Source organism: Streptomyces sp. Tu6071 (assembly GCF_000213055.1).
GTDB lineage: Bacteria > Actinomycetota > Actinomycetes > Streptomycetales > Streptomycetaceae > Streptomyces > Streptomyces evansiae.
Genome location: NZ_CM001165.1, coordinates 4,007,716 through 4,029,222 on the forward strand (window position 1 = coordinate 4,007,716; position 21,507 = coordinate 4,029,222).

At 74.7% G+C, this 21,507-nt stretch carries 22 protein-coding genes; 10 read left to right on the top strand and 12 right to left on the bottom strand.

Annotation, left to right across the window (positions count from 1 at the left end):
* Nucleotides 1-21: 21 nt before the first annotated feature.
* Entirely contained in the window at nucleotides 22-759 is a 738-nt protein-coding gene (locus tag STTU_RS16635; RefSeq protein ID WP_043255430.1) for an anti-sigma factor, read from the bottom strand.
* On the bottom strand, nucleotides 756-1,343 hold the full coding sequence (locus STTU_RS16640) for a sigma-70 family RNA polymerase sigma factor (protein WP_009067173.1): 588 nt from the start codon (nucleotides 1,341-1,343) through the stop codon (nucleotides 756-758). The genes STTU_RS16635 and STTU_RS16640 overlap by 4 nt, the downstream gene beginning before the upstream one ends.
* 551 nt (nucleotides 1,344-1,894) lie before the next feature.
* On the opposite strand from STTU_RS16640, the gene STTU_RS16645 reads away from it, so the two are divergent.
* Both STTU_RS16645 and STTU_RS16650 read left to right on the top strand, forming a co-directional pair.
* Nucleotides 1,895-2,356, top strand: coding sequence for a hypothetical protein (locus STTU_RS16645; protein ID WP_007824899.1), 462 nt, complete (start codon nucleotides 1,895-1,897; stop codon nucleotides 2,354-2,356).
* Nucleotides 2,357-2,359: 3 nt separating this feature from the next.
* Nucleotides 2,360-2,920: a hypothetical protein gene (locus tag STTU_RS16650; RefSeq protein ID WP_007824901.1), complete on the top strand. Its 561-nt coding sequence runs from the start codon at nucleotides 2,360-2,362 to the stop codon at nucleotides 2,918-2,920.
* A gap of 32 nt (nucleotides 2,921-2,952) precedes the next feature.
* On the opposite strand, the gene STTU_RS16655 is transcribed toward STTU_RS16650, so the two are convergent.
* Both STTU_RS16655 and STTU_RS16660 read right to left on the bottom strand, forming a co-directional pair.
* Nucleotides 2,953-3,276: a helix-turn-helix domain-containing protein gene (locus STTU_RS16655; protein WP_007824903.1), complete on the bottom strand. Its 324-nt coding sequence runs from the start codon at nucleotides 3,274-3,276 to the stop codon at nucleotides 2,953-2,955.
* Nucleotides 3,276-3,638 (bottom strand): type II toxin-antitoxin system RelE/ParE family toxin, encoded by a 363-nt coding sequence (locus STTU_RS16660; protein ID WP_007824906.1) that lies wholly within the window; start codon nucleotides 3,636-3,638, stop codon nucleotides 3,276-3,278. The genes STTU_RS16655 and STTU_RS16660 overlap by 1 nt, the downstream gene beginning before the upstream one ends.
* A 174-nt stretch (nucleotides 3,639-3,812) precedes the next feature.
* Between STTU_RS16660 and STTU_RS16665 the strand changes: the two genes are divergently transcribed.
* From STTU_RS16665 to STTU_RS16675, 3 genes are all read left to right on the top strand, one after another.
* A complete protein-coding gene (locus tag STTU_RS16665) occupies nucleotides 3,813-4,991 on the top strand; it encodes an MAB_1171c family putative transporter (protein ID WP_050781458.1) in 1,179 nt (392 codons plus the stop codon).
* A complete protein-coding gene (locus STTU_RS16670) occupies nucleotides 4,988-5,575 on the top strand; it encodes a hypothetical protein (RefSeq protein ID WP_043255432.1) in 588 nt (195 codons plus the stop codon). The genes STTU_RS16665 and STTU_RS16670 overlap by 4 nt, the downstream gene beginning before the upstream one ends.
* Nucleotides 5,576-5,880: 305 nt before the next feature.
* Nucleotides 5,881-7,359 carry an FAD-dependent monooxygenase gene (locus STTU_RS16675; protein WP_007824914.1) on the top strand — a complete coding sequence of 493 codons (1,479 nt, stop codon included), beginning with the start codon at nucleotides 5,881-5,883 and terminating at the stop codon, nucleotides 7,357-7,359.
* A gap of 127 nt (nucleotides 7,360-7,486) precedes the next feature.
* Here the strand turns inward: STTU_RS16675 and STTU_RS16680 are convergent, their stop codons facing one another.
* Together STTU_RS16680 and STTU_RS16685 are read right to left on the bottom strand one after the other, a co-directional pair.
* A complete protein-coding gene (locus STTU_RS16680; protein WP_199785025.1) occupies nucleotides 7,487-8,515 on the bottom strand; it encodes a zinc-binding dehydrogenase in 1,029 nt (342 codons plus the stop codon).
* A gap of 26 nt (nucleotides 8,516-8,541) precedes the next feature.
* Nucleotides 8,542-9,519, bottom strand: coding sequence for an aldo/keto reductase (locus STTU_RS16685; RefSeq protein ID WP_043257472.1), 978 nt, complete (start codon nucleotides 9,517-9,519; stop codon nucleotides 8,542-8,544).
* Between the two features lie 169 nt (nucleotides 9,520-9,688).
* Between STTU_RS16685 and STTU_RS16690 the strand changes: the two genes are divergently transcribed.
* Together STTU_RS16690 and STTU_RS16695 are read left to right on the top strand one after the other, a co-directional pair.
* Complete coding sequence (locus STTU_RS16690; RefSeq protein ID WP_007824919.1) at nucleotides 9,689-10,588, top strand: helix-turn-helix transcriptional regulator; 900 nt, start codon at nucleotides 9,689-9,691, stop codon at nucleotides 10,586-10,588.
* A gap of 55 nt (nucleotides 10,589-10,643) precedes the next feature.
* Nucleotides 10,644-11,411: a class I SAM-dependent methyltransferase gene (locus STTU_RS16695; protein WP_007824921.1), complete on the top strand. Its 768-nt coding sequence runs from the start codon at nucleotides 10,644-10,646 to the stop codon at nucleotides 11,409-11,411.
* 21 nt (nucleotides 11,412-11,432) lie between these two features.
* On the opposite strand, the gene STTU_RS16700 is transcribed toward STTU_RS16695, so the two are convergent.
* Nucleotides 11,433-12,296: a DUF3626 domain-containing protein gene (locus STTU_RS16700; protein ID WP_043255434.1), complete on the bottom strand. Its 864-nt coding sequence runs from the start codon at nucleotides 12,294-12,296 to the stop codon at nucleotides 11,433-11,435.
* Nucleotides 12,293-12,844: a DUF2809 domain-containing protein gene (locus STTU_RS33170; protein WP_234019248.1), complete on the bottom strand. Its 552-nt coding sequence runs from the start codon at nucleotides 12,842-12,844 to the stop codon at nucleotides 12,293-12,295. Before STTU_RS33170 ends, STTU_RS16700 begins: the two co-directional genes overlap by 4 nt.
* 198 nt (nucleotides 12,845-13,042) lie before the next feature.
* Between STTU_RS33170 and STTU_RS16710 the strand changes: the two genes are divergently transcribed.
* Nucleotides 13,043-14,371 (top strand): alkaline phosphatase, encoded by a 1,329-nt coding sequence (locus STTU_RS16710; RefSeq protein ID WP_007824923.1) that lies wholly within the window; start codon nucleotides 13,043-13,045, stop codon nucleotides 14,369-14,371.
* Nucleotides 14,372-14,565: 194 nt separating this feature from the next.
* Nucleotides 14,566-14,922 carry a putative quinol monooxygenase gene (locus tag STTU_RS16715; protein ID WP_043257478.1) on the top strand — a complete coding sequence of 119 codons (357 nt, stop codon included), beginning with the start codon at nucleotides 14,566-14,568 and terminating at the stop codon, nucleotides 14,920-14,922.
* Between the two features lie 86 nt (nucleotides 14,923-15,008).
* Here STTU_RS16715 and STTU_RS16720 read toward each other — a convergent pair whose 3' ends face one another.
* From STTU_RS16720 to STTU_RS16735, 4 genes are read right to left on the bottom strand one after another with little or no spacing between them, the layout of a single operon-like run.
* Nucleotides 15,009-15,881, bottom strand: a complete 873-nt coding sequence (locus STTU_RS16720; protein WP_043255436.1) for a DUF1295 domain-containing protein — start codon at nucleotides 15,879-15,881, stop codon at nucleotides 15,009-15,011.
* Nucleotides 15,878-17,179 (bottom strand): SAM-dependent methyltransferase, encoded by a 1,302-nt coding sequence (locus tag STTU_RS16725; RefSeq protein WP_043255438.1) that lies wholly within the window; start codon nucleotides 17,177-17,179, stop codon nucleotides 15,878-15,880. The genes STTU_RS16720 and STTU_RS16725 overlap by 4 nt, the downstream gene beginning before the upstream one ends.
* Nucleotides 17,176-17,982, bottom strand: coding sequence for a DUF1365 domain-containing protein (locus STTU_RS16730; RefSeq protein ID WP_078518991.1), 807 nt, complete (start codon nucleotides 17,980-17,982; stop codon nucleotides 17,176-17,178). The genes STTU_RS16725 and STTU_RS16730 overlap by 4 nt, the downstream gene beginning before the upstream one ends.
* Entirely contained in the window at nucleotides 17,979-19,286 is a 1,308-nt protein-coding gene (locus tag STTU_RS16735; protein WP_007824930.1) for an NAD(P)/FAD-dependent oxidoreductase, read from the bottom strand. Before STTU_RS16735 ends, STTU_RS16730 begins: the two co-directional genes overlap by 4 nt.
* 177 nt (nucleotides 19,287-19,463) lie before the next feature.
* On the opposite strand from STTU_RS16735, the gene STTU_RS16740 reads away from it, so the two are divergent.
* Entirely contained in the window at nucleotides 19,464-21,398 is a 1,935-nt protein-coding gene (locus tag STTU_RS16740) for a molybdopterin-dependent oxidoreductase (RefSeq protein ID WP_007824934.1), read from the top strand.
* The last annotated feature ends 109 nt before the right edge of the window (nucleotides 21,399-21,507 follow it).

Genomic DNA, 21,507 nt, shown 5'->3' on the forward strand with positions numbered 1-21,507 from the left:
TCCGCGACAGCGTGTCGCTCCTCACCCCGGGAGGGCCATGAGCGCCACCGGCTTCGATGTCGGCGCCCGCGAACCGCCCTCCGGCTCGACCGTCACGCCCATCGCCGTGGCCGTGCGCGGGGAGCCCTTCATGAGGACCGTGCCCGAGGAGTCGGGCAGGAGCCCGGCGGGGCGCATCGTGCCGTCCACGTCGAACCAGAGCTGGTAGACCTTGCCCGCGGGGGGCGTGGGCAGGCCGGCCGCCGCGAAGACCGCGCCGTCGCGGGCGCGCGAGACGACGACCGTGGCACGCCCTCCCGCGTCGACCGGCGCGCTCAGGACCTTGACGTCCGGGGCCGAGAGGACGGCGTCCAGGCGCGCGGCGCGGTCCTGGGCCGCGCGGGCCTCCGTGCGGGCCTCGTCCGCGCGCTGGCCCTGCCACACCGCCGTGCCGCCGAGCGCCGCGGCGAGCGCGACGCAGGCCGCGAGCGTCCAGTGCACGGCGCGCGGGCGGCGGCGGGGCGGCGTGGCACGTACTGCCCGCGGCGGCTCCTGCCGTACGTCAGCGATACGGGCCATGACCGCGTCCTTGAAGCCGGGCGGCGGGCTCACGGAGGCGGCCAGGCCCAGCTTCGAGGCGGTCTCGGTGAACTCGCGCACCTCCTCGGCGCACGCGGCGCAGTGGGCCATGTGCCGCTCGAAGGCGGCCTCCTCGGCCGGTTCGAGGGCGTGGAGCGCGTACGCCCCGGTGAGGAGGTGGCTGTCGGCCGTCGTGCTCATGTGCCCACTCCCAGGCAGTCGCGAAGCCGGATGAGTCCGTCACGCAGACGGGTCTTGACGGTGCCGAGGGGCAGCGCGAGGAGTTCCGCGACCTCGCGGTAGGTGAGGCCGCGGTAGTAGGCGAGGGTCACCGATTCGCGCTGGCGCTCGGTGAGGCTGCCCAGACAGCGCCGCACCTGCTCCTGTTCGAGCCGGGTCTCGACCTGCTCGGAGACCTCGTCGTACGCGGGCGTGTTCTGTTCGAGCAGGCCCGCGCGGCGCTCGCGCGCGGCGGACGCCTCGACGGACCGCACGCGGTCGACGGCGCGGCGGTGCGCGAGCGTGAGCACCCAGTTCGTGACCGAGCCGAGGTCCGGGCGGTAGCGGCCCGCCGTGCGCCACACCTCGACGAGGACCTCCTGCGCGACCTCCTCGGACTGCGCGCGATCGCGCAGCACGCGGCGTACGACGCCGAGCAGCGGCCCCGCGACGGCGTCGTGCACCGCCGAGAAGGCGTCGCGGTCGCCGCGCGCGACCCTGGCCACCAGCTCTTCCAGCGGGGGCGCGGCGGCCGGGTTCCCCACGATGTAGACGGGCTCTTTCACGCGTACCTCGCTCGCTCCCACTGCCTCGGCCCCGGTGCCGGCGCGATGTCGCCCCGGCGGCCCTTGCCCCGTATGCCCCGAACGAGGGGCGAGGCGTCGGCGTTACGGGGGTGATTCGGAGCGGGGGGCGGGGTGGATGGGTGCGGGATTCCGCGGGGCGGGGGAAGGGGGCGGGGGCGGCCTCGTACGGGACGGGCTTCGCCCCGATCGTCCCGGGTCGGTCTCGCCTCCTCCGGAGTGCGCGCATACGAAAAAGGGCGCCCGGTGCGCGTCGCCCTTTCCGCAGGTGGTCCGCCTGCGGTCCGGGCGCGCGCCCCGTACGCCACGGCGCGATCCACCGCCGGAAGTGCCCCTTCCACTGTGGGAAACCCCACGAAACGGACACAAGCGGCTGGCGGACGCGCGTAGTCACATCGTCAGGGGACTCCCCTCGCGGCCCCCTGGCGTATGTTTTTTCGAGTTAACAGTGACGTAGAGTGTTTACGCAAGTCTGATTTCGCGTTCGGGGCCACGGAATCTCGCGTTCCGGGCGAGCGGAGGGGGGAACGGGGGTGGCCGTGGAGGAGTCCGCGCCGCAGCTCAGCGGCTTGCGCGCCAAGGTCGAATACATGATCGAAAAGACGTTTCCGGGCCAGCGGGTCTCGGGCCGTTTCTTCGCCGAGCACGTCCGCCGCAAGGGCGGCGCGCTGTCCCACAGCTACTTCTCCAACATCCTCGCGGGGAAGGTCACGCACCCCTCCGAGGACATCCTCAAGGCGCTCGGGCTCGGCTTCGGGGTCGACTGGCGGTTCTTCAAGGACGAGTCCGAGGTCGTCGAGGACGTGCTCTCGGGGCTGCGCTTCCTCGCCCGGCACCGCACGGGCGAGGTGAGCGGGGTCGCCGCGCGCGGGCCCGTACGGGACGGGCTGCCGCCGGAGCTGCTGGACTTCGCGCTGAGCCTGCTCGCCGAGGAGGACGGGGCGGCGCTGGGCAGCGGGACCGCCGCCGGGACGTCCGCCGAGCCGGAGGGCTGAGCCGTGTCCCTGCGCGCGCTGCGCAAGGAGTGCGAGGAGCGCCTCGCGGGGCTGCCGGTGCCGAGCCCGTTCACGATCGAGGGGCTCGTCGCCGCGATGGAGGCCGCGCGCGGGCGCCGCATCGTGCTGCGCGAACTCCCCGAGCACCTGGCCCGCCCCGGAGGTGCCTGCGGCCTCCGGCTCGCCACGCCCCGCGTGAGCCTCGTCCTGTACCGGCGCCGCCCGACCCCGTACCAGACCCAGCACGTCGTGCTCCACGAGCTGTGTCACGAGTGGTTCGACCACGGCGCCTCGCCGGACGCGGACCAACTCGCCCGCCTGCTCCCGGTCTTCGACTCCGACCTGGTCCGCAGGGTGCTCGGCGAGGGCGGCTCGGTGCAGGCGCGGGCCGGCTACGGGACCCACGACGAGCGCATGGCGGAGCTGGGCGCCTCGCTCATCCCCCGCATGGCCCGCGACGCGGTGAGCGACGACATGGTGGGCCGCCTCACCAGCTCCCTCTCCCGCCCGGTCGCCCACCGCAGACGGGGACTCTTCGGAAGACGGGACCAGGAGGACCGCTGAGGAGCCCGCGGCGGACGCGCGGACGCGGCGGCTCAGGCCGCGTGCGGGGTGAAGGTGACGTGGGAGTCGTTCTCGTCGATGGCGAGGTTCAGGGCCCCGTCCAACGCCCTGGCCAGGCGTCGGAGCAGTGGCAGCGTCGGTACGGTGTCTCCGCCCTCCATGCGGGAGACCTGGGGCTGCGTCATCCCGGCGCGCTCCGCCAGCTCGCTCTGGGACAGTCCGAGCTCGACCCGGCGATCGTGGACCGCCTGCCCGAGGTCTCCGGCCAGCCGCGCGTCGATGTACTCCTGGTCGTGCTCCACCGCCTCGCCCGCGAGTTCCCGCGTCCGCCGCGTTCTCCACGTGTTGTGCTGCATCAGCTCTCCCTGTGCCGCTCGTACCGGTGCCGGGCATGACCGTGCTCGGCCTCGCAGATCTTCTGCGCCTGAAACGCGCGCTCGATCTCCGCCGCTTCGCGCATCCTGGTCTTGCGGAAGACCGTCAGCAGCACGATGCGCTGCTGCGGCGCCAGCCAGTACGGCATGCGCACGGCGTCGCCGTCGAGCACGAAGCGGAGTTCCCGCAGCTTGCCCCCCAGGTGCCGGGAGTAGGGCTCGCCGAGGGTCGTCGGCGCGTCCAGCAGGCGGTCCGTCTTGTCCTCGACCCGACGGTAGAGGCGGAACGGGAGCAGCTCCAGCCAGCCCCGGACCTCGGGCTCGATCTCCCACCGCGCCGTCATGCAATTGACGATATATACCGCGGATTGTATGACGCAAGTCAGTCGGGCCGTCGCCCCGGTCCGGCCGCGTTCGCACCCCGGAACCCCCGTACACCTGTTCGTGGTTTCCGCCTAGGATTTCGGTCCGTGTCCCCCACCCCGCTCGATCTCGCCGGGTACGCCGTCGCGTGCCTCATGACCGCCGTCGCCCTGTGGCGCATGCCCGCCGCTCTGTGGGGGGACGAGGAGGACCGAAGACGGCGGGCCCTGTGGGGGTGTTACGCGGGGTTCGCCGCCGCTCTGTGGACGAAGACGCAGTACGTGCGCGTGCGGCTCAACGACAGTCCCGTGATCGATCTCGCCGTGCTCGTGAAGCACTACACGGCGACCATCGCGATCCTCGCCATCCTCAGCTACATCGTGGCGATCTACGGGCGCTACGAGAGCGACGTCGACGTCCCGCGCCACGTCCGCTTCGCCCGCACCGTCCAACGCGTCGCCGCCCGCGCCGCGTTGGCCACCCTCGTCCTCCTGACCGTCCTCTTCTTCACCGTCGTCGACCGCTCGCACCCCTCGGACCGCTTCGTCGCCGACCACGCGGGCGAGTGGGGCGCGACGCTCTACTACACCGTGTTCTACGTGTACTTGGGCGCCGCCTCCGCCGTGTGCGCGGTGCAGTGGTGGCTCGCCGTGCGCTCCGCCCCGCGCCGCCACCTGCGGATCGGGCTCGGGATGATGGCCGTCGCGATGGTCATCGGCGTCGCGTACACGGTGAGCCGCGGCCTCTTCCTGTGGATCAGCGTCGCCGACCGCCCGAGCGAGAGCTTCGCGCTCTCCTTCGACAAGTGGACCGAGGCCGGGCAGGTCGTGCTCTTCACGCTCTTCGCCGTCGGCGCCTCGATCCCCGCCTTCGCCACCGGGGCCCGGCGGCTGCGCCTGTGGCGCGCGCAGGCCGCGCTCCACCCGCTGTGGCGCGACCTCATGACCGCCTTCCCCGAGCAGCCCTTCGCGCCCCCCGCGCCCCTCGCCCGCGAACTCCTGCGCCTCGGCACCCCGGCGGACGTGCGGATCGACCGGTGGGCGGCCGACATCGCGGACGCCGTCGAGCAGTTGAGGCACTGGGCGCCCGAGGGCCCTGCGGCGGGACGCGGGCCCGAGGAGTCCGCGCGCTGGATCAGGGCGGCCCTCGCCGCACACGCGACGGGCGCCCCCGCGGGCCCGGCGGGCCCCGCTCTCGTCCCCCCGCAGGCGGCCGACCAAGACGGCGAGATCGCGTGGCTGCTGCGCGTCTCGGCCGCGTACCGCGACGCCGTGCGGAAGCCCGCGACGCCGCGCCCCGCCCCCGTACCGACCCCGAAAGGCACCCCTTCGTGAGCACCACGACCGCTCAGGACCACCGCCTGGCCCGTACCGTCACCGACGTCTTCCAGCCGCGCAACCTCCTCCTCGGCGGCATGGCGGCGGTCGGGCTCGCGGCGGCCGGCGACTGGACGGGCCTGCTGTGGGGGCTGCTCGGCGCGCTGTGCGCGGGCATCATCCCGGCCGCGTACATCGAGTGGGAACGCGGGCGCGGCACGTGGGGCGACCGGCACGTCGTCGACCGCCGGCAGCGCGCGCCGATCTTCTTCGTCATCCTCGCCTCGATCGGCACCGGTGCCGTGATCATGCTCCTGGGGCACGCCCCGAACGGCATCCTGCGCGCGATGCTCGCGCTGTGGCTCATGACGATCATCCTGCTCACGGTCAACACCGCCTGGAAGATCAGCGTCGACGCCTCCGTGGCCTCGGCGGTCGTCGCCCTCCTCGCCTGCGTCCACTCCCCGTGGTGGCTGTGCGCGTACGCCCTGACGGCGGCCGTGTGCTGGTCGCGCGTGGCGCTCGGCTACCACACGGTGGCCCAGGTCTGCGCGGGCGCGGCGCTGGGCGCGGCGACGGCGGTGGCGTACGTGGGGGCGTGAGGGCGTGGCCTACCGGATGGCGCGCGCGGGAGGCGTGACGTGGCGCTCCTCGTCCACCTGACCTCGGCGGGCCACGCGTCCGGAGGTGTGGGAGGCGGCGGAGGAGGACTGCGGGGGCGTCGGGAAGGGACCGAAACGGCCCGAAAAGACCCCCGTGCGGCAGAAGAGGGAGCGTCGCCGCTCCCTGCCACTCACAAGCTATAGCGCAAGGGGGGTCTTGCCGCAAGGCCCCCCTTTTCGCGCAGAATCTCCCGCTCGGGGCCGGTCGCGGTCCCCGGATGTGCGAACCGAGGGAGATCAGGTAGATGAGCCATGTCGTCATCGCGGGTGCCGGGCCGACCGGACTGATGCTCGCGGCGGAGTTGCGGCTGCACGGTGTCGAGGTGCTGGTGCTCGACAAGGACCCCGTGCCGTACGCCTGGTCGCGGGCGCTCGGGCTGCACGTGCGCAGCATCGAGATCATGGCGCAGCGGGGGCTCCTGGAGAAGTTCCTCGCGCGCGGCAGGACCTTCCGCGTGGGCGGGTTCTTCGCCGCGCTCGGGGACCACTGGCCGGAGGGGCTCGACTCGGCGCACGCGTACGTGCTGGGCATCCCGCAGACCGTGACCGAGGAACTGCTCACCGCGCACGCCACGGGACTCGGCGCGCGGATCGTGCGCGGCGCCGAGGTGACCGGCTTCACGCAGGACGCGGAGGGCGTCGACGTGCGGCTCGCGGACGGCAGCGCGCACCGCGCCTCGTGGCTCGTGGGGTGCGACGGGGGGCGCAGCACGGTCCGCTCGCTGCTCGGCGTCGGCTTCCCCGGCGAGCCCACGCGCAACGAGACGCTGCTCGCGGAGGCGGAGGTGACCGCGCCCGCCGACGAGGTCACGGCGGTGGTCGCGCGGGTGCGCGAGACGCAGAAGCGGTTCGGGCTCGGGCCGATGGGCGAAGGGTACTGGCGGATCGTCACGCCCGCGCGGGGGGTCGCCGGGCCCGAGGCGCCCGCGCCCTCGCTCGACGAGCTGCGGGAGTCCCTGCGGGCCGTCGCCGGGACGGATTTCGGGGTACGCGCGCCGCGCCGCCTGACCCGCTTCGGCGACGCGACCCGGCTCGCCGAGCGGTACCGCGTGGGCCGCGTCCTCCTCGCGGGCGACGCCGCGCACATCCACCCGCCGACCGGCGGCCAGGGCCTCAACCTCGGTGTCCAGGACGCCTTCAACCTCGGCTGGAAGCTCGCGGCGGAGATCACCGGCCGGGCGCCGGAAGGGCTGCTCGACACGTACGAGAGCGAGCGGCGGCCCGTCGCGGCCGAGGTGCTCGACAACACGCGCGCGCAGATGGAGCTGCTGTCGACGACGCCGGGGGCGCGGGCGGTGCGGCGGCTGCTCGGCGAGCTGGTCGTCTCGTACGACGCCGTCAACCAGCACCTGATCGAGAAGCTGACGGCGATCGGCGTGCGGTACGACGTGGGCGGTGGTGAACACCCCCTGCTGGGGCGGAGGTTGCGGGATCTCGCCGACGGGCGCGTGTACGCGGCCATGCACGGGGGGCGCGGGGTCCTCGTGGAGGGCGGGCCCGCGCGGTTCTCCGCGGCCGGGTGGGAGGACCGGGTCGCGCACGTCGTGGGGGCGGCGGGCGGCGAGGACGAGGGTCCGGCCGGCGAGGTGCTCCGGGGTGGCGGGGCGGTGCTCGCGCGGCCGGACGGGCATGTCGTGTGGGTGACGACGGGGGAGGACGAGGGCCTGCGGGAGGCTCTGGAGCGGTGGTTCGGGGCGGAGGGGGAGACGGTGGGGGAGCGGTAGGCGGCAGGGAGCGGTAAGCGGCGGGGGAGCGCCAGAGGGGTCCGCCGAGGCCGTCAGGTCGTCCGGGGCCGTCCGTGCCGTCCGTGCCGTCCGCGTCGTCCCGGGCCGCCCCCGCCGTCCCGGGCCGTCAGGGGCGGATGAGGGCCTTGAGGACGCGGCGGTCGGCCATCGCGCGGTAGGCGCCGGGGGTCTCGTCCAGGGGGAAGGTCCGGTCGAAGACGCGGCCGGGGGCGATCGTGCCGTCCAGGACGTCGGGGAGCAGTTCCTCGATGTAGGCACGGGCGGGGCTCGCCCCGCCGGTCAGGGTGAGGTTCCGCATGAAGACGGCCGGGCCGATCGGGCCCTGCTCGTACTGCGGGACGCCGAGGCGGCTGACGGTCCCGCCGTCCAGGACCGCGCCGAGCGCGGTGTCGAGCGCCGCCCGGGTGCCGACCGCCTCGATCACCTTGTCCGCGCCCCCGGTCAGCTCCCGGACACGGGCGATCCCCTCCTCGCCGCGCTCGGCGACGACGTCGGTGGCGCCGAAGTCGCGGCCGAGCGCCGTGCGCGCCTCGTGGCGGCCCGCGAGCACGATCCGCTCCGCGCCGAGCCGCGCGGCGGCGAGCACCGCGCACAGCCCCACCGCCCCGTCGCCGACGACGAGCACCGTGTCCCCGCGCCCCACCCGCGCGGTGACGGCCCCGTGGTGGCCGGTGGTCATGACGTCCGAGAGGGCGAGGAGCGAGGGGAGGAGCGCGGAGTCGGCGGCCACGGGCAGCTTCACCAGTGTGCCGTCCGCGTACGGGACGCGCACGGCCTCGCCCTGGCCGCCGTCCACGCCGTCGAGCCCGTACCTGCCGCCGTGGCGGCACGAGATGTGCAGGCCCTTCGCGCAGTAGTCGCACGTGTTGTCGCTGTACGTGAACGGGGCGACGACCAGGTCCCCCGGGCCGAGCCCGCGCACGTCGGCGCCGGTCTCCTCGACGACGCCGAGGAACTCGTGGCCCATGGGGCGCCCCGTGTCGGTGGCGGGCATCGACGCGTACGGCCACAGGTCGCTGCCGCACACGCACGCGGCGAGCGTGCGCACGACGGCGTCGGTGGGGTGGACGGGCTTGGGGTCGGGCCGGTCCTCGACGCGGACGTCTCCGGCTCCGTACATGACAGTGGCGCGCATGAGGGGTCTCCCAGGGATGGTGGTGGTCAGCGTTCGAGCATCCGGGCCTGCGCCTCGGTGTGGGTGTCCCCGGCGGCGGGCGGCAGGCTGCCGAGCCGGTCGAGCTGCGCGGCGCTCAGGGTGAGCGCGTCCGCCGCCGTGTTCTCCTCGACGCGGCGCACGCGCTTGGTGCCGGGGATGGGGGCGATGTCGTCGCCCTGGGCGAGGAGCCAGGCGAGCGCGACCTGCGAGGGCGTCGCCCCGGCCTCGGCGGCGACGGCCGCGACCTCGTCGGCGAGCGCCAGGTTGTGCGCGAAGTTCTCCTCGGAGAAACGGGGGTTGTCGCGCCGGAAGTCGTTCTCGTCGAACTGCTCCGTGGAGCGCACGGCGCCGGTGAGGAAACCGCGGCCGAGCGGCGAGAAGGGGACGAGCCCGATGCGCAGCTCGCGCAGGACCGGCAGTACGCGCTCCTCGATGCCGCGCGTCCACAGGGAGTACTCGGACTGCACCGCGCTGACCGGTTGCACGGCGTGCGCGCGGCGGATCGTGTCGGGGCCCGCCTCCGAGAGCCCGAAGGCCCGCACCTTGCCCTCGGCGATCAGCTCCCCGACCGCCCCCGCCGTCTCCTCGACGGGCACGGCGGGGTCCACCCGGTGCTGGTAGTACAGGTCGATGTGGTCGGTCCCGAGCCGCCTCAGGGAGCCCTCGACGGCGGTACGGATGTTGGCCGCGGTGGAGTCCTGGTGCCACGGGCCGCCCCCCGCGTGGGAGACGAGCCCGAACTTCGTGGCCAGGACCACCTTCTCGCGGTGCCCCTTCAGGGCCCGCCCGAGCAGTTCCTCGTTGGTGTACGGGCCGTAGATCTCGGCCGTGTCGATGAGCGTGACGCCCAGGTCGAGGGCCCGGTGCACGGCCCTGATCGACCCGGCGTCGTCGGTGCCGGAGCCCGTGTACCCGTGGGACATGCCCATCGCGCCCAGGCCGATCCGGGAAACCTTCAGGTCACGCAGCTTGATGTACCGCATCGCGTTCTCGCCTCTCCGGTGGGTGATACCGCCGCGCACCGTCCGTTCATGGTGCTGTCCCCCAGCCTCGCCCGCATGTCGCGGGGGTGGCAGGGCGGGCTCTTCGGGGGTAACGACAGGGCCCCCCACTTCCGTGCGGACCGGCCCCGCGCCGCGCGAGACTGGGGGTATGGCAACCGAGAGCGCGCACAGCGAGGGCGCGGAGCTGGGCCGCTACCTGCGCGCCCGCCGCACCCAGACCAGCCCCGCCCACGTCGGCCTCACGGTCGGCGCGGGACTGCGCCGTACCCCGGGGCTGCGCCGGGAGGAGCTGGCGACCCTCGCGGGCATCAGCATCGACTACTACGTACGGCTGGAACGCGGCAAGGAGACCCGCCCGAGCCCCGCCGTGCTCGACTCCCTCGCGCGCGCCCTGCGCATGGACGAGCGCGAGCACCAGCACCTGCGCGAACTCGCCGCCCGCGCCGCGCGCTACGCCCCCGAGCCGCCGCCCGCGCCGAGCCGCACCGTGCACCCGCACCTGAAGCTGCTGCTCGCCTCGCTGCGCCCGCACCCGGCGTACGTCATCAGCCGCAGCATGGACCTGCTCGCCTGGAACCCCGGAGGGCTCGCCCTGTACGCGGGGCTGGACGACTGGCCCGCCAAGCACCGCAACCTCGCCCGCTACCTCTTCCTGCACCCGGCGGCCCGCGAACTGTTCACCGACTGGGAGCGGCAGGTCACGGGCTGCGCCGCGCGGCTGCGGGCCGTCGCCGGGACCGCGCCCGACGCCCCCGACCTCACCCAGCTCGTGGGCGAACTCCTCATGAAGAGCCCCGACTTCGCACGGCTGTGGGAGCGCTACGAGGTGGCGGGGCGCAAACCGGCCCACAAGACCTTCCAGCACCCCCGGGTCGGCACCGTCACGCTCACCTCGCAGTCGCTCCAGATCGAGGGCACCCCCGGCCAGCGCATCGGCGTCTACACGGCCGAGCCCGGGAGCCCCGACCACGACGCGCTGCTCCTCCTCGACAACACGGAGCCCCGGCCGGGGACCGCGCGGACGGAGGAGGCGGGACGGCGCTTCTAGGCGCCGTCCGGCGGCGCCCTTCCGGAGCCGGGCGCGGGGTGGTGGGATCGACCACATGAACACGTCTGCCTCGGCGAGCCCCGCCCCGTCCGCCGTCTACGACCGCATCGGTGTCGGCTACCGGCGGGTGCGCCGCCCCGATCCCCGGCTCGCCGCGCTGATCGGCGAGGGCCTCGGCGGGGCCCGTACGGTCGTCAACGTCGGCGCGGGCACCGGCTCCTACGAGCCGGCCGATGCCGAGGTCGTCGCCGTCGACCCCTCGCAGGTCATGCTCGACCAGCACCCGGGGGCGCGGAAGGTGCTGGCCGGTGCGGAGGCGCTGCCCTTCGGGGACGGCGCGTTCGACGCGGCCATGGCGGTGATGACCGTGCACCACTGGCCCGGCCTGCGGCAGGGGCTCGCCGAGTTGCGGCGCGTGGCGCGCAGGCAGCTCGTCTTCACGTGGGACCCGGTCCACCGGCCCGAACTGTGGGTCGTCGGCGAGTACTTCCCGGAGATCCGCGCGATGGAGCGGGCGCGGTTCACGCCCGTGTCCGAGGTGGCCGAGTCCATGGGGGCGCACACCGTCGTGCCGTTCCCCATCCCGCACGACTTCACGGACGGCTTTCAGACGGCGTACTGGCGGCGGCCCGAGATGTTCCTCGATCCCGTGGTGAGGGCGGCGAGTTCGACGTTCGCGCAGCTTCCCGGCTCCGTCGTCGGGCCCGCCGTCGCGCGGCTGCGCGCCGACCTGGAGTCGGGGGAGTGGCACCGCCGCCATGCCGAGCTGCTGACGCGCGATGCCGTGGACTACGGGTACCGGCTGCTCGTCGCGGGGGAGTGAACGGGGGAGTGAGCGGGGCGCTCAGGGGGACCCGTACCGCGCGAGGCAGTGCCAGATCTTCTTGAGGTCCTGGGGGTGGGCCCGTCCGGCCCGTACCGCGTCGCCGATCACCCTCGGATCGAGCCGACCGTCCTCGGCCACCTCCAGGGCCAGCGCCACGATCTCAGGGCCCCTGAACTCCGGGTACACGCGCAGGAGTTCCGCCTCGATCGTGAAGCCGGGGTGCCACTCCACCGCGCACGGCAGCCGCCGCGCCGCCGCCTCCACGGGCGTGCCCCGGTAGGCGGCGTCCAGGACGACGGCCTCGACGTCGTCCGCGAGGCGGACGCCGCCGTGGACGTGGGTCTCGACGTACGCGTCCAGCGGGTCCCGGCCCCCGGCGCGGCACAGGCCGAGCAGTGCGCAGCGCTCCCGCACCCCGAAGTCCTCGGGCTCGGCCGCGCTGTCCGGGTAGCAGAGGGTGGCCCGGCGCAGGGCCTCGGGACGCAGCCGGAAGTACGAGGACCCGAAGCGCGGCGCGGCGCCGACCGGGCCGCGCGTGCCGTCGTCGAGCGCGCCGTACACGGGGCGCGCGGAGGGGGGCGCGGAGTCGTAGGCGCCGCCGAAGATGCGGCTCTCCCAGCGGTGGCGGTCGCCGCCCGGGTACGCGGTGAGACCGCCGTTGCTCGTGCCCGTCACGTACTGCGAGTAGTACGAGCCGTCGGCGGCCAGGCGCTCCAGGACGGGGGTGCCGTCGCGGGTGAGGCGGTCGGGGTGGAACTGGAGCGTGACGCGTACGTGCGCGGGGAGCGCGGGGCCCGTGGCGAGGGTGGCGACGTGGGCGAGCGCGGTACGGGCGTGGGCGGCGAGCGGCGCGGCCGCGGGGGGCGGGGAGGCGCGGTTCACCGGGGCTCCCGGGCCGGGGCCCGGCCGGTCAGGGGCGCGAGGACGGCCGCCGAGAGGGCCGCGCCGACCGCGTACCAGAGGAGGTCGGGGGCGTTGAAGGTGCTGCCGATCGCGTAGCGGGCGAGGGTGTGGCGGGCGGACAGCCCGGCCACGTACGGCCACAGCTGCACCAGCTCGACCGCCCAGCTCAGCGCCAGGGCGACGACGGCGGCGCGGCGGGCCGCGAGGGCGGGGACGAGCAGGAGGCACAGGCAGGCGAGGAGGACGGTGTAGAGAGCGTCCCCCGCGTACTTCGCGAAGTCCGTGGCGGGCCACAGCGCCCGTACGGAGAGGGCGAGGGCGATGGTGGCGAGCGCGGCCGGGGCCGCGAGGAGTCGCGTGCGGGCCCCGCCCCGTAGCGGAACGGCCGCCGTGCCGCGCGCCGTCGGGCCCGCCGCGTCCCGTACCGCCGCCGAGTCCCGTTCTCCCGGGCGCGCCGGGGCCCGTACCGCCGTGACGCCCCGCTCCGGCGCCGCCCCGTCCCCCGCGCTGACCGGCTCTTCCACCACCGTCGCGAACTCCTGTCCCCCACAACCGAATTGTCCTGACACCCTATCCGCCTCCGCCGCTCACCCGCCGTTCACCCGGGCGCCCGCTGCCGTCCTTAGCGTCCTCGGCGCGACGGTCCTCACCGGCCGGAGCCCGCACCGTCCGCGCGCGGCCCCCTCGGCCCGCGCGGTCCACCACGAGCACCGGGGAGCAGACCCGTGGACAGCAACACCCGCAAGCCCCGCCGCCTCGGCACCACCCTCGCGGCCGTCGCGGCCACGGCGGTCGTCACGATGGTGGTCAGCCCCACCCTCGGCGCCTCGGCGCAGGCACCGCAGGGCGCGAAGTCCCCGCAGGCCACCGCGAAGAAGGCGCCCGAGGCCAAGAACGTCATCTTCATCAACGGCGACGGCATGGGCCCGGCCGCCCGCGAGGCCGCCCGGCTCTACCTCGCCGGTCTCGACGGCGAGCTGACCATGGACAAGCTCCCCGTCGCCGGGCAGCTCACCACGAGCCCGCACGACCCGAAGGCCGTCGTCACCGACTCGGCCGCCGCAGCCTCCGCGTGGGCGACCGGCGAGAAGACCTACAACGGCGCGATCAGCGTCGACGTCGACGGCAACAAGCTCGCCACACTCGGCCAGCAGGCGAAGGCCGCCGGGAAGCGGACCGGCCTCGTCACGACCGCGCAGGTCACCGACGCCTCCCCGGCCGCGTTCTTCTCCAACACCGCCGACCGGGGCCAGCAGGACGAGATCGCCCGCCAGTACCTCGACGTCTCCGAGCCCGACGTGATCCTCGGCGGCGGCGAGGACTGGTGGCTGCCGAAGGGCACCGCCGGAGCCTTCCCCGACAAGCCCGCCGAGGACCCGAGCGAGGCGAGCAAGGGCACGAAGGGCAACCTCGTCGCGAAGGCGAGGAAGAAGGGGTACGAGTACGTCTCCTCCGCCAAGCAGCTCGGCAAGGCGAAGGCGAAGGACGGCAAGCTGCTCGGCCTCTTCGCCAACGAGGAGATGTTCCAGCAGAAGCCCGAGGGCCAGGGCGACGTCTACAAGCCGGTCGTCGACCTCGCGACGATGACGACGAAGGCGCTCGGCACACTCGACGGCAAGGGGAAGAACAAGAACAGGAACGGCTTCTTCCTCATGGTCGAGGAGGAGGGCGTCGACGAGTTCGCGCACGCCAACAACGCCGAGAAGACCCTGGAGTCGATGCGGCAGCTGGAGCGCACGGTGGCGGTCGCGCGGCAGTACGTGGCCACGCACCCCGACACCCTCCTCGTCGTGACCGCCGACCACGAGACGGGCGGCCTCGCGGTCGAGGAGAACGACCCGGCGGACGAGACGGGCTCGGGCCAGTCCACCGAGGACGGCCCCTTCCCGATCCGCGACTCGGACAAGTCCTTCACGATCGACTGGACGACGGGCCAGCACACCTCCGTCGCCGTCCCGGTCACGGCCGAAGGCCCCACCGCCGACCGCTTCAACGGCAAGCACGCGAACACGTACGTGCACACGGTGCTGAGCGACATCCTGACGCGGCGCTGAGGCGGGGGGCTGAGGCGGCGCTGAGACGGGGGGGCGGGCACGACCCGGGCACGTCGGGTGCGGCGGCGCGGGACGGGCACGGCGGTACGGGCGGGGCGGGCGTTCGCTGAGGGGAGCCCCGTACCGCCGTGGGGCACCGCCCCGCCCGGCCGTCCGCCCGCCTCCTGTCGGTGGGCCCCGGTACGGTCGCCGTCATGACGACGCACACGGGACCTGTCGGCCGGCTCATGAAGTTCACCGCGCGACCGGGGCGGGGCGCGGACCTCGCGGGGCTGCTGCTCCGCGTCGCGGACGCGCTCGACGGCTTCCCGGGCTGCCTGCTCTACGCGATCGGCCGGGACGAGCGGAGCCCGGACGTCGTGCACGTGACGGAGCTGTGGCGCGCGGCGGCCGACGCGGACGCCGCGCTCGCCTCGTCCGCCGAGGCGACGGGCTCCCCGGCGCCGTCCGAGGTCCTGGCCCTGGTGGCGGGCCCCCCGGAGCGGACGGACCTCGCGGTACTGGGCGGCCTGCTGCCGGGGACGGGGACGGGGCCGCGTACGGAGGGCTGAGCGGGCTTCCGCAACCCCCGTCCGGCCCGCCCCACCCGGCCCCCACCCGGCCCTCGCCCGGCCCGTGAGCCCCCTCAGCCCCCAGGTCAGTCCCCCCGCCCCTTCGGCCACACCCCCGGCGGCCACGGCAGGAAGCCACTCGTCCGCGCCGCGTACCGCTCCCAGCCCTCGCGCTCCGCCATGCCCCGCTCCGTGAGCCGCTTGCCGCTGCCGAAGACGAGCAGGTACGTCATGAGCAGGGGTGAGACGAGGGTCGCCGCGGCGGGTCCCCAGGCGGCGGCCGGGGCTCCGGCGGCCGGGAGGGTGAGCAGCCACAGGCCCCACCACACCGCGAAGTCGCCGAAGTAGTTGGGGTGCCGGGTCCAGCGCCACAGGCCGACGTCGATGAGCTTGCCCTTGTGGGCCGGGTCGGACTTGAAGCGGGCCATCTGCGCGTCGCCGACCGCCTCGAAGAACAGGCCGAGCGCCCACAGGGCCACGCCGGCCCACGTGACCCACCACGTCCCGTACGGCAGGAGCACCGCGGCCTGCACCGGGACGGAGACGAGCCACACGAGAGCGGCCTGCGGGAGCGTGACGACGCGGAGCGCGTAGCGCGGGCGCGGGGTGCCCTCCGGGGCCTTGGAGAGCATCCGGTCGTAGCGCGGGTCCTCGCCCTTGCCCCGGCCCCGGCGGGCGATGTGGACGCCCAGGCGCAGCCCCCACACCACGGTGAGGGCGGCGGCGAGGCCCGCCCGTACGGGGTCGCCGAGCCCCCGCGAGCCGTCCGTGCCCTGCGAGCCGTACGCGAAGAGCCACGAGACCACGGCGAGGAAGGCGAAGGCGAAGCCCCAGGCGCTGTCCACGTACCGGTAGATCCCGCGCCGCCGCGAGAGCAGCCACGTGGCCCCGAGGACGAGCGCGGAGGCTCCGGCGGCGGGCGCGAGACCGAGCGCGAAGGCGCCCCAGGGGAAGTTCACGCCGTGCCCCGGGCCCGTGCGTCCTTCGTGAACTGGTACTGCCGCACGTCCAGGTAGCCGGACCTGAACCCCGCCTCGGAGTAGGCGAGGTAGAAGGTCCACAGCCGGCGGAAGACCGCGTCGAAGCCGAGCGCGTCGACCTCGTCCGCGCGCGCGGTGAAGCGCTCGCGCCACAGCCGCAACGTTTCCGCGTAGTGCGCGCCGAAGGAGTCGGCGCGGGTCGTGCGCAGCGCGGTGCGGCCCGCGGTGACGGCCTCGATCGACTCGGCGGAGGGGATGAGGCCGCCGGGGAAGACGTACTTGCCTATCCAGGTGTGGGTGTCGCGGCTCGCGCGCATCCGGTCGTCGGGCATCGTGATCGCCTGGAGCGCGGCCCGCCCGCCGGGGCGCAGGCGCGCGTCGATCGTCTCGAAGTAGACGGGCAGGAACTCGTGCCCCACCGCCTCGATCATCTCGACGCTGACGACGGCGTCGTAACTCCCCTCCGCCTCGCGGTAGTCGCACAGCTCGACGCGCACGCGGTCGGCGAGCCCGGCCGCGGCGACGCGCTCCAGGGCGAGGGCGCGCTGCTCGGCGGAGAGGGTGAGCGAGGTGACGTGAGCGCCGCGCGCGGCGGCCCGCAGCGCCAGCTCGCCCCACCCGGTGCCGATCTCCAGCAGTCGTGTGCCGGAGCGGACTTCGGCGAGGTCGAGGAGCCGGTCGATCTTGTGGCGCTGGGCTCCCGCGAGGTTCTCCCAGCGGGCCGGGAGGGCGCGGAAGACGGCGGAGGAGTAGGTGAGGGTGTCGTCGAGGAAGATGCCGAAGAGGTCGTTGGAGAGGTCGTAGTGCGCGCCGATGTTGTCGCGCGCGTTCTTCGGCGTGCCCCGGTGGGCCTCGGGGCGGCGCGGGGCCCACAGGCCGCGCAGGCGCTGGAGCGGCCGGGGGATCAGCTCGGCCGCGTTCCCGGCGAGTACGGTCAGCGCGGCGACCGGGTCGGGGGCGTCCCACTCGCCCGCCATGTACGACTCGCCGAAGCCCATGAGGCCGAAGCGTCCGATGCGCGCGTGGAAGGCGTCGGCGTCGCGGATGTCGAGGAGCGGGCCGCCGAGGCCGAGCCTGCTGCCGTCCGGGAAACGGACGAGCAGCGGGAGCCGACGCAGCGCGTGGCGCACGATGCGGCGCGTGATCGCGGTGCGCGCCGCCGAACTCGCGGGCACCGAGGCGATGTCGGGCCAGCGCCCGGGGTCGATCGTGAGCGGCGCGACGGCGTTCGCGCGCGCGGGGGTCGTGGCCGGGGTCCTGGTGGTCGGGGCGGTCACCGCATTCCCTCCTGGAGCGGGTGGCGCGGTCGCCGTACGACGGGCAGACCGCGCAGGTAGAGACGGATGCCGTGGGCGCGGATCGCGGCCGACACGACGAGGGTCGAGAGCGGGTGCCGCAGCGAGGCGCGCAGCACGGTCGCGGGACGGGCGGGGACGCGGTGCCCGCGCACGGTCGCGGTGAAGGGGCGGGCGCCCTCGCGCTCCAGGTGCACGGCGAGCGAGAGCCGCGCGCCGGGCTCGGGGAGCCGCATGCGGTAGGAGCCGTCGACGGGGAAGAACGGCGAGACGTAGAACTCCTTCGGGACGCTGAACTCGTCCTCGCCGCCGCTCATCTGCTCGGGGCCGAGCAGGTAGGCGTGCCGTTCCCCGTACGTGTTGTGCACCTCCGCGACGACGCACACGAGCGCGCCCTCCGGGTCGTGGCACCACCACAGGCTGAGCGGATTGAACACGTACCCGAGGACGCGGGCGTTCGCGAGGAGCCGCACCGGGCCGCCGCGCAGGTCGATGCCGTGCGCGGCGAGGAAGCGGTCGAGCCCGGCGCGGAGCGTGGGCGCGGTGCCGCCGAAGTGGTCGCGCGGGTCGAAGCGGGCCAAGGGGCCCAGCGGGCGCGGGAGCCGGGGCGGGCGGTCGGCGTCCACGTACCACAGGTAGGTGCGGTGGCGGACGCGCTGCCGGACCGGGCGGTTGCGGAGGTGGAAGACCTCGCAGGGGTAAAGAGCCGCCTGGGCAGGGGAGTTCGCGGACCGGGACGACGATGCCCCGGTCCGTGCGCGGGTGTTCCTGGTCCGTGCCGTCACCAGCGGCCTCCCAGCGACGCGGCGGCGCGGGCGCCCGCGAGCGCGCCGTCCTCGTGGAAGCCCCAGCCGAAGTAGGCGCCCGCGAAGGCGGTGCGGCCCTGGTTGAGCGCGGGCAGGAGCCGCTGCGCGGTCACCGACTCCGGGGTGTAGACGGGGTGTTCGTACACCATGCGGGCGAGCACCGAGCCGGGGTCGACGCGGTCCTCGCCGTTCAGCGTCACGACGTAGCGGTCCGGCGTCCTGAGCCCTTGCAGCCGGTTCATGTCGTACGAGATCCGCACGTGGTCGGCGGGCGCCGCGCAGTCGGGCAGGAGGTAGTTCCAGGAGGCGCGGGCGCGTGGGGCGCGGGGGAGGACGGAGGTGTCGGTGTGCAGGAGCGTCGGGTTGCGCGAGTAGCGGAAGGCGCCGAGCGCGGCGCTCTCGGCCTCGCTCGGGTCGGCGAGGAGGGCGAGCGCCTGGTCGGGGTGGGTCGCGATGACGACGGACTCGTACGTCCGGGTCGTGCCCCCGCCGTCCGTGACGTCCACGCCGTCCGCGTGCCGCCGCACCGCGCGCACGGGCGTGCCGGTACGGACGCGGTGCAGGCGCTTGGCGAGGAGTTCCACGTACGTGCGCGAACCGCCGGACACCGTGCGCCAGGCGGGCGAGCCCGTCACCGAGAGCAGGCCGTGGTGGTCGAGGAAGCGGAAGAGGTAGCGCGCCGGGTAGCGCAGCGCCGTGTGCGCGTCGCAGGACCAGACGGCGGCGACGAGCGGGGTCATGAAGTGCGTGACGAAGTAGCGCGAGAAGCGGTGCGCGGTGAGGAAGCGGGAGAGCGTCTCGGGCGCCGCCTCGTCGGGCTCGGGCGTGGCGAGCGTCGCGCGCGCGGCGCGGTGGAAGCGGGGGACCTCGCGCAGCAGCCGCCGGTACGGGGCGCTGAGCACGTTGCGCGGGGAGGCGAGCAGCCCGCCGGGGCCGCGCGCGCCCGCGTATTCGAGGCCGCAGCCCTCGCAGCGCACCGACATGCTCATCTCCGACTCGCGTGTCTCGACGCCGAGTTCCTCGAAGAGGCGCAGGAGCGTCGGGTACGTGCGCCGGTTGTGGACGATGAAACCCGAGTCGACGTGCACGGGCAAGCCGCGGCTGTCGAGCACTTCGTGCGTGTGCGCGTGCCCGCCGAGCCGTTCGTCCGCCTCGTAGAGATCGACCGGCCGCGAGCCGGTGAGGACGTGCGCGGCGGTGAGCCCCGCGACACCCGCGCCGATGACGGCCGTGTGCGGGGCCGCGCCCGGCTGGGCCGGGTCGCCGTGGTCGTGCGTGCGCATCTCTGGTTCCTCCCGCCGTGCCTGTCATGGCAACTGTCGTGGGGGATACGGAGCCGCGCGGGTCGGGGATGGGTCCCAGATGCCCACTTCTTCCTCTCTCCCCCCAGAATTCCCACGAACGGGTGAACCGGCAACTCGGCACCCATCCGGAGGGGCGGGTGGCTCCGGATGCCTCATGTGACCCGAGAAACCGCACGGCGCCGAGCGCCCCGCCCCCTCGCCCGCTGGGCGGCCGGCGGGTTCGCCGGCCTGCTCGCGGGCTACGCGGCCCTCGCGGCCGGACAGCTCGTGGCCGGTCTCGGACGGGCCGAGGCGGGCCCGATCGCCGTCGTCGGGGGCGCGGCCGTCGACCTCGTGCCGACCCCGCTCAAGACGTGGGCGATCCGCGAGTTCGGCAGCAACGACAAGCGCGTGCTCGAACTCGGCATCCTCGCCGTCCTCGCCCTTCTCGCCCTCGCGCTCGGCGCGCTCGCCACCCGGTGGCGGCTGAGCGGTGCGACCGGGGTCCTCGCGATCGGCGTCGTCGGCGCCGTCGCGGCCCTGAGCCGCCCCGACAGCGCGGGCATCACGGACACGCTGCCCTCTCTGGTGGGAGCGGCAGCGGGTGCGGTCCTGCTGTACCTGCTGGTGGGACCGGTGTACGCCGGTGCGTACCTGCCGCCGTGGGTGTGGCCCGGATCGCTCGGGCGGTGGCGCATTCGGGGCGCCACCGCGCCCGACGGCCCCCGGGGGACCGAGGGGAACCCTGGGGGCCGTTTGAACGAGGAGCCGGAGGAGGCGGAGGAGCCCGCGAGGCTCCGGGAGCCCGCGGGACGTGCGGGACGCGCCGAGAGGCGTGGACAGGCCGGGGAGCCCGCGCGGTTCGCGGGTGAAGGCGGTGCGGGGTCCGCCCGGCTCGTGGGTGAGCGCGGTGCGCGCCCCGCGGGGGACGGTGCCACCGAGCCCGCGGAGTTCGTGGGCGAGGGCGGTACGGGGCCCGGCGGCGAAGCCGGGGCAACGGCATCGGCCACCCCCTCCGTGCCGTGGGACCGCCGCCGTTTCGTCCTGGCCGCCGCCGCGACCGCCGTCGGGGCGACCGGGGCAGGGGCGGCCGGACGGGCGCTCGCGGGCGGGGACATCGCGAACGCGGTGGCCTCGCGGGACGCGATCACGCTCCCGCGCCCGGCCTCGCCGGCCCGCGCCGTACCGGCCGGAGCGCGGCTCCACGTCCCCGGCCTCTCGCCCTTCACGACCCCGAACAAGGACTTCTACCGCGTCGACACCGCCCTCGTGGTGCCGCACGTCGACGCGGGCTCGTGGCGGCTCCGCATCCACGGCGAGGGCGTGCGCGAGGACGTCGAGCTGAGCTTCGCCGCTCTCCTGCGGCGCGAGGCGGTCGAGCGCGACATCACCCTGACGTGCGTGTCGAACGAGGTCGGCGGCCCGTACGTGGGCAACGCGCGCTGGCTCGGCGTCCCGCTCGCGCCACTGCTCCGGGAGGCGGGCGTACGGCCCCCCTCGCGCGGCGGGAAGGCCGATCAGCTCGTGGCCCGCTCGGTCGACGGCATGACGCTCGGGACGCCCGTCGAGGACGTCATGGACGGGCGCGACGCGCTCCTCGCCTTCGGCATGAACGGCGAACCGCTCCCGTTCACGCACGGTTTCCCGGTGCGGATGGTCGTGCCGGGGCTGTACGGGTACGTGTCGGCGTGCAAGTGGATCGAGAGCATCGAGCTGACGACCTTCGACGCGTACGACCCGTACTGGGTGAAGCGGGACTGGGCCCGCCAGGCACCGATCAAGACGTCCGCGCGCATCGACACCCCGAAGCCGCTCGCGCGCCCGGACTCGGGCACGGTGACGATCGCCGGCGTCGCGTGGGCGCAGCACCGTGGCGTCGAGAAGGTCGAGGTCCGGGTCGACGACGGGCGCTGGCGCCCCGCGGACCTCGCGGCGCAGGACACCCGTGACACGTGGCGGCAGTGGTCCATCCCCTGGCGGGCGACCCCCGGCACGCACACCCTGACCGTCCGCGCGACGGACGGCGAGGGCCACCGCCAGACGGCGAAGCGGGCCGGGACGGTGCCGGACGGGTCCAGCGGCTGGCACTCGGTGGTGGTCACCGTGGACTGACGGCCGCCACGTACGGCGGCGGCAGCCGATGCCGTCGTACGTGGGCAAGTGACGCGTACATGCCAGACCTGGGGACCCGATCCCCGGTGACCCGCGCTTTCACGAACGC

Excerpts from the sequence above, each read along its gene's own strand:
- STTU_RS16635 (WP_043255430.1), bottom strand. The coding sequence starts at position 759 with ATGAGCACGACGGCCGACAGCCACCTCCTCACCGGGGCGTACGCGCTC.
- STTU_RS16655 (WP_007824903.1), bottom strand. The coding sequence starts at position 3,276 with ATGCAGCACAACACGTGGAGAACGCGGCGGACGCGGGAACTCGCGGGC.
- STTU_RS16660 (WP_007824906.1), bottom strand. The coding sequence starts at position 3,638 with ATGACGGCGCGGTGGGAGATCGAGCCCGAGGTCCGGGGCTGGCTGGAG.
- STTU_RS16665 (WP_050781458.1), top strand. The coding sequence starts at position 3,813 with ATGACCGCCGTCGCCCTGTGGCGCATGCCCGCCGCTCTGTGGGGGGAC.
- STTU_RS16675 (WP_007824914.1), top strand. The coding sequence starts at position 5,881 with ATGAGCCATGTCGTCATCGCGGGTGCCGGGCCGACCGGACTGATGCTC.
- STTU_RS16680 (WP_199785025.1), bottom strand. The coding sequence starts at position 8,515 with ATGCGCGCCACTGTCATGTACGGAGCCGGAGACGTCCGCGTCGAGGAC.
- STTU_RS16685 (WP_043257472.1), bottom strand. The coding sequence starts at position 9,519 with ATGCGGTACATCAAGCTGCGTGACCTGAAGGTTTCCCGGATCGGCCTG.
- STTU_RS16690 (WP_007824919.1), top strand. The coding sequence starts at position 9,689 with ATGGCAACCGAGAGCGCGCACAGCGAGGGCGCGGAGCTGGGCCGCTAC.
- STTU_RS16695 (WP_007824921.1), top strand. The coding sequence starts at position 10,644 with ATGAACACGTCTGCCTCGGCGAGCCCCGCCCCGTCCGCCGTCTACGAC.
- STTU_RS16715 (WP_043257478.1), top strand. The coding sequence starts at position 14,566 with ATGACGACGCACACGGGACCTGTCGGCCGGCTCATGAAGTTCACCGCG.
- STTU_RS16735 (WP_007824930.1), bottom strand. The coding sequence starts at position 19,286 with ATGCGCACGCACGACCACGGCGACCCGGCCCAGCCGGGCGCGGCCCCG.